6 protein-coding genes and 1 rRNA gene are annotated in these 5,899 nt (G+C 67.2%); 5 read left to right on the top strand and 2 right to left on the bottom strand.

The window, feature by feature from the left end; translation table 11 throughout:
• From rrf to ACWEO7_RS37725, 4 genes are all read left to right on the top strand, one after another.
• Nucleotides 1-87 (top strand): 5S ribosomal RNA (gene rrf, locus ACWEO7_RS37740); the annotation flags it as partial.
• 167 nt (nucleotides 88-254) lie between these two features.
• Entirely contained in the window at nucleotides 255-986 is a 732-nt protein-coding gene (locus ACWEO7_RS37735; protein WP_452430435.1) for a rhomboid-like protein, read from the top strand.
• Nucleotides 987-1,023: 37 nt separating this feature from the next.
• The gene (gene nucS, locus ACWEO7_RS37730) at nucleotides 1,024-1,713 is read left to right on the top strand and encodes an endonuclease NucS (protein ID WP_355081528.1); all 690 of its coding nucleotides are present in this window, start codon (nucleotides 1,024-1,026) and stop codon (nucleotides 1,711-1,713) included.
• A 47-nt stretch (nucleotides 1,714-1,760) separates the two neighbouring features.
• Complete coding sequence (locus tag ACWEO7_RS37725) at nucleotides 1,761-2,069, top strand: ATP/GTP-binding protein (protein WP_452430433.1); 309 nt, start codon at nucleotides 1,761-1,763, stop codon at nucleotides 2,067-2,069.
• A gap of 99 nt (nucleotides 2,070-2,168) precedes the next feature.
• Here ACWEO7_RS37725 and ACWEO7_RS37720 read toward each other — a convergent pair whose 3' ends face one another.
• Together ACWEO7_RS37720 and mce are read right to left on the bottom strand one after the other, a co-directional pair.
• Nucleotides 2,169-3,170, bottom strand: coding sequence for a coiled-coil domain-containing protein (locus ACWEO7_RS37720; protein WP_159842720.1), 1,002 nt, complete (start codon nucleotides 3,168-3,170; stop codon nucleotides 2,169-2,171).
• 86 nt (nucleotides 3,171-3,256) lie between these two features.
• Nucleotides 3,257-3,730 carry a methylmalonyl-CoA epimerase gene (gene mce / locus ACWEO7_RS37715; RefSeq protein WP_452430432.1) on the bottom strand — a complete coding sequence of 158 codons (474 nt, stop codon included), beginning with the start codon at nucleotides 3,728-3,730 and terminating at the stop codon, nucleotides 3,257-3,259.
• A 128-nt stretch (nucleotides 3,731-3,858) separates the two neighbouring features.
• Between mce and ACWEO7_RS37710 the strand changes: the two genes are divergently transcribed.
• Nucleotides 3,859-5,037, top strand: a complete 1,179-nt coding sequence (locus ACWEO7_RS37710) for an acetyl-CoA C-acetyltransferase (RefSeq protein WP_452430430.1) — start codon at nucleotides 3,859-3,861, stop codon at nucleotides 5,035-5,037.
• Nucleotides 5,038-5,899 lie beyond the last annotated feature (862 nt).

Genomic DNA, 5,899 nt, shown 5'->3' with positions numbered 1-5,899 from the left:
GGTCCCATTCCGAACCCGGAAGCTAAGCCTGCCAGCGCCGATGGTACTGCACTCGACAGGGTGTGGGAGAGTAGGACACCGCCGGAACATCCTTTCACGAAAGGCCCTCGACACCGTCGAGGGCCTTTCGTCGTTCATGAGACGAGAACGTTTCGCAGCAATTTCATAGGGAACTACAAGCACACGCAGCGCGCGGACGCCGATGATGGATGGTGGGGACGGATCGCTGTCCCGCGCGAACAACGGAGGTATGTATGGTCGTCGCGACGACGCCGGGTCACCCGGCGCCGCCAGCCCCCGCCACCTCGACGCGACCGCGTTGGTGGCGGCCGAGGCTGCCCGCGACGGCCGTGTACTTGGCGGGGCTGGTCGTCGTCTCGGCGATCTTCTCCGTGCTGAGCGACTCCGCTCAGGCGAGGGTGGTTCTGCACGCGAGCACGAACCTGCACAACCTGCTGGACGGCCGGATCGGGACGTTGCTGGCAAGCGCGTTCGTGATCGGCGACGTCGTCGGATCGTGGGTGATCATCCCGCTGCTCGCCTGTCTGCTCGCTCTCGCCGAACTGCGCTTCGGCGCGTTGCGGTTGGTGCGGGTTTTCCTGGCCGGCCACATCGGCGCCACGTTGTTCGTCGCGGCGGGGCTGTGGGTGGGTGTTGAGGCCGGATGGGTGCCCACGAGCATCCGCTGGGCCGAAGACGTCGGTGTCAGCTACGGCGCCATGGCTTTGGTCGGCGCGCTGGTGGCCGCCCTGCCCTACCGGTGGCGCGCCGCCTGGTCGACGCTGTGGTTCATCGTCGCGGTCGAGGGTGTGCTCATCGAGCACACCTTCACCCAGGTCGGCCACATGGTGGCGTTGATGATCGGCACGGTGGGCGGGTTCTGCATGGTCTGGGCCAGGACGACCACCCGTCGGCGGCTCACCCGGATCGAAAGCGCCTTGCTCGCCGTCAGCGTGGTTCTCGCGGCGATTCTGCTCATGGGCTGACGACAGGGGCGTGCGGGCGTTCGCCTACAGTGCTTGGGTGCGCCTAGTGATTGCTCGCTGTCAGGTCGACTACGTAGGGCGACTCACCGCCCATCTTCCGATGGCCCGCAGGCTACTGCTGGTGAAAGCGGACGGCTCGGTGCTCGTGCACTCCGACGGCGGCTCGTACAAGCCGCTGAACTGGATGAGCCCGCCTTGCTGGCTGGAGGAACGCAACGGCGATGCGCAGCTCCCGGAGGGAGCGAAGGCGCTGTGGGTCGTCGCCAACAAGGCCGGCGAGGAACTTCGCATCACCATCGAGGACATCGAGCACGACTCCTCGCACGAACTCGGCGTCGACCCGGGCTTGGTGAAAGACGGTGTGGAGGCTCATCTCCAAGAGCTGCTGGCCGAGCACGTGCATACGCTCGGCACCGGCTACACACTCATCCGCCGCGAGTACATGACCGCGATCGGCCCGGTGGACCTGCTGTGCCGGGACGCCGACGGCGGCACCGTGGCGGTGGAGATCAAACGGCGCGGTGAGATCGACGGCGTCGAACAGCTCACCCGCTACCTCGAGTTGCTGAACCGGGATCCGCTGCTGGCTCCGGTGGCGGGCGTTTTCGCCGCCCAGCAGATCAAGCCGCAGGCGCGCACGCTTGCCGAGGATCGCGGCATCCGCTGTCTCACACTCGATTACGACGCCCTGCGCGGCACGGAGAGCAACGAATTCCGCTTATTCTGAACTCAGGGGCGTGCGGGGCGCACGCGGCCGAGTAATAGGCTTGTCGCATGCCCCGCCGGAAACCGCGTTCGGATCGCCACGCTGGTCACTCGCGGTCGGGAGGTGCGCCGATCGGCGATGTCTTCGGACGGACGGAATCAGGCCCGGACGGTGATGAGACATATGTGGTCCGCACCATTCCGGGCACCCGCGCTGTGAAGACCTACCGCTGCCCCGGCTGTGACCACGAGATCCCGCCAGGCGTCGCGCACGTCGTCGCGTGGCCCGCTCACGGCGGAGAAGACGACCGCAGGCATTGGCATCGCGGGTGCTGGAACGGTCGTCGTACTCGGAAGATCACCCGGCGCTGGTCCTGATGCCCAGTAAACCGGGTGCGGAATTAAGGAAGGCCGCCCCGGTTGGGGCGGCCTTCGGTGAATTCGGTTCAGTTTTGCTGTAGTCGCCGCGGTCCGACGTCAGTTGCTGATGTCGGCGCTCTCGCGCTCTTCCGAGTCGATATCGTCGTCCTCGGTGGCGACCTCGGGGATCGCCTTCTGACGGGAACCGGTGACCGACTTGGTGTTGCCGCCGATCGACTTGCGCTGATCCGGAACGCCGTCCAGCAATTCGCTTTCCCGGTTGACCGCGGCGAGCATCGCGGGCACCGAGTCGAGCTGACCGCGGATACCGAGCAGCTGGGCGAGCACGCGGCCGCGCAGCACGCGCATCTCCTCGGCCAGTTCCTTCGCGTGCGCGATCTTGCGCTCGGAGGTCTGAGTGGCGGAGGTGATGAGGCGGTTGGCCTCGTCGGTCGCGTCCTTGATCCGCTGGGCGGCCTCGGCGCGGCTGGTGGCTTCCAGCTCTTCCATGGCGCGGGTGAGCTTGGTGCGACGCTCGGCCATGGTGGCCTCGAAGTCCTGCTGGGTGGCCTTGCGCTTCGCGTCGGCTTCCTTCGCGATGCGGTCGGCCTCGGCCTGAGCGGCCTCGATGATCTTGGCGGACTCGGTGCGCGCGTTCGCGAGGGTCTGCTCGAATTCGATTTCGAGCGCCTCGCGCTTCTCCTTGGTCTCCGCGAGCAGCGACTCGTACTTGCCACGCATCTCGGTGGCCTGCTGCTCGGCGATCGACACCATCTCCGCGGCCTCGGCCTGCGCCAGGGCACGGACCTCGGACGCCTCGTCGGAGGCGAGACGGAGCATGCGGGAGATGCGGTCGGACATGCCTTCCGCGGTGGTCGGCGGCACCGAGAGTCGGTCGACCTCCTTGCGGAGTTCGTCGATCTCGTCGCGCGCGTCTTCCAGCTGGCTCGCGAGGTTACGTGCTTGTGCCGCAGCCGCATCGCGGTCGGTGGCGGTGACTCTCAGTTCCGCGTCGAAGCGGTCGAAGTAATTACGCACCTCGTCTTGCGCATAACCCTTGCGCACAACGGTGAAGGGCAGTGCAACGAAGCGATTGCGATCGGACTCGGGTGACGACATGGCACACAAACTACAGCCTGAAGACAGCCGATGGTGACTCGACTGCGAATGTCATTCCAACGAGTTTTCCCGACTTGACGCCGATACTAGTGCGTAACATTCGCGTTCGGTTCGACCAACTCGATCAGCACACCTCCAGCATCCTTCGGGTGGATAAAATTGATGCGAGAATCGGCCGTTCCGTGCCGCGGAGCCTCGTACAGCAAACGCAGACCCTTGGCGCGCAGGTACGCGGAGACGGCCTCGATGTCGGTCACCCGGTAGGCCAGTTGCTGCAAGCCGGGCCCGCTGCGGTCGATGAACTTCGCGATCGTCGATTCCGCGTCGAGCGGTGCCAGCAACTGCAGGGCAGTGGCGCGGTCGGGTGCGCCGGGCAGCGAAAGCATGGCCTCGTGCACGCCCTGAGCCTCGTTGACCTCGCGATGGGTCTCGATCATGCCGAGGTTCTCCGCGTACCAGGCGACCGCGGTGTCGAGATCCGGCACCGCGATGCCGACGTGGTCCACCGCGGTCACGTAGTCCGCGGGGATGAAAGATGACTGTTCGATAACGTTGCTCACCATTCGAAAGTAGCGCGACCTGGCACGGGGCGCGCGTGACGCACCCGCTACCGTTGAGTAGAACACCTGCTCTCGCATTGCCCGGTGTTGGGCGCGAGCAGGTCCGATCTACGAATGCGAGGCTCGTCGTGACCACTTCCGTGATCGTCTCCGGTGCGCGTACCCCGGTCGGCAGGCTGCTCGGAGGTCTGAAGGACTTCAGCGGTTCCGATCTGGGCGGGTTCGCGATCAAGGCGGCGCTGGAGAAGGGCGGTGTCGCGCCCGACCAGGTCGACTACGTGATCATGGGTCAGGTGCTCACCGCGGGAGCGGGGCAGATCCCGGCCCGGCAGGCGGCGGTGGCGGCGGGCATCCCGATGGACGTGCCCGCGCTGACGCTGAACAAAGTCTGCCTGTCGGGCATCAACGCGATCGCGCTGGCCGACCAGCTGATCCGGGCGGGCGAGTACGAGATCGTCGTCGCGGGTGGCCAGGAGTCGATGAGCCGGGCGCCGCACATGCTGGAGAAGAGCCGGGAGGGCTTCAAGTACGGCGACGTGACGCTGCGTGACCACATGGCCTACGACGGCCTGCACGACATCTTCACCGATCAGGCCATGGGCGCGCTGACCGAAGCGCGCAACGAGGCCGATCGGATCAGCCGGCAGGATCAGGACGCGTTCGCGGCGGCTTCGCACCAGCGTGCGGCGGCGGCGTGGAAGAACGGCGTGTTCGACGACGAGGTGGTCCCGGTCGCGGTGCCGCAGCGCAAGGGTGATCCGGTGCTGGTGACCACGGACGAGGGCATTCGCGCCGACACCACGGTGGAGTCGCTGGGTAAGTTGCGTCCGGCGTTCCGCAAGGACGGCACCATCACCGCGGGCACCGCGTCGCAGATCTCCGACGGCGCCGCGGCGGTCGTGGTGATGAGCAAGGAGAAGGCGCAGTCGCTGGGGTTGAGCTGGATCGCCGAGATCGGTGCGGCGGGTGTGGTCGCGGGTCCGGATTCGACGCTGCAGGACCAGCCCGCCAACGCGATCGCCAAAGCCTGCGCCCGCGAGGGCATCTCGCCCGCCGACCTGGACCTGGTGGAGATCAACGAGGCGTTCGCCGCCGTCGGCATCGCCTCCACCCGCAAGCTGGGCATCGACCCGGAGAAGGTGAACGTCAACGGCGGCGCCATCGCCATCGGCCACCCGCTGGGCATGTCCGGCGCGCGCATCCTGCTGCACCTGGTGCTGGAGCTGAAGCGCCGCGGTGGCGGCGTCGGCGCGGCCGCGCTCTGCGGCGGCGGTGGACAGGGTGACGCGCTGATCGTTCGCGTCTGAGTTCGGCGGGGCGATGCCCCGCGCCGAATCGTGCCGATGGCCGCCCCGACGTGGGCGGCCATCGGTCGTTCTGCTGAGGACCACCGGTCATCGCAAGGTGACAGATCGGGTCGACGAGCGGCCGCTGGGCTCATGGCGAGTCGTAGGCAGCGGTTGCCGTGCCATCGGCGAGCAATGCGGTCGCGGGCGGCAGGGGCAGCCTTGTCGCGTCGTCCGATTACCGCCCAGGGTGCGCGGCTGCGGATCGCCGGGTGGGAACTCGGCTGGCGTAGTAGTGGTCGCGTCGTCCGTGGCGCACTTCGCCCGAAGCAGTCGTTTCGCTACTGGTGCCATACCCAGCTGCGATCGGAAGGTGACCGATGTTTCGATTGCACCGGCCGATCAACGTGTTCGAAGAAAGCGAGGGGCCTTCGCGGGAAGGGTGGTCAGTGGCGGTCACCTCACGACCCGCTGGAAACGAAATCACGGTCGACAGGTCACCGAATCACGCAACCGCCCCAGCTCAACCACGGGTTTCGAGCGAAGCGAGACCAAGCCCGTTCCGTTCGCGGCCAGGCCGACGTTTGCGCGCCGTAACGACTGTGCGGGCCCGAGCACCGTGCACCGCCGTAACGACTGTGCGGGCCCGAGCACCGTGCACCGCCGTAACGACTGTGCGGGACCGAGCACGTGACGCCCCGCTACGGCGGCCGCCCCGTTCACGTGGTCGTGGTCGTGGTCTCGAGTTCGCATGCCGACGCACCCAGCGCACCGCAACCCCGTCTTTCGAGCGAAGCGAGACCGAGCATGCGCCGTTCGCGGCCCGGCTCGCGTGTGCGCGGCCGCCGCGTACGCGACGAAGGAGCAAGCGGCGGCCGCGCAC

Source organism: Nocardia sp. NPDC004260, from assembly GCF_053603155.1.
Note: the sequence above shows the minus strand (reverse complement) of the source record. Positions and strands in the feature narration are given on the sequence as shown.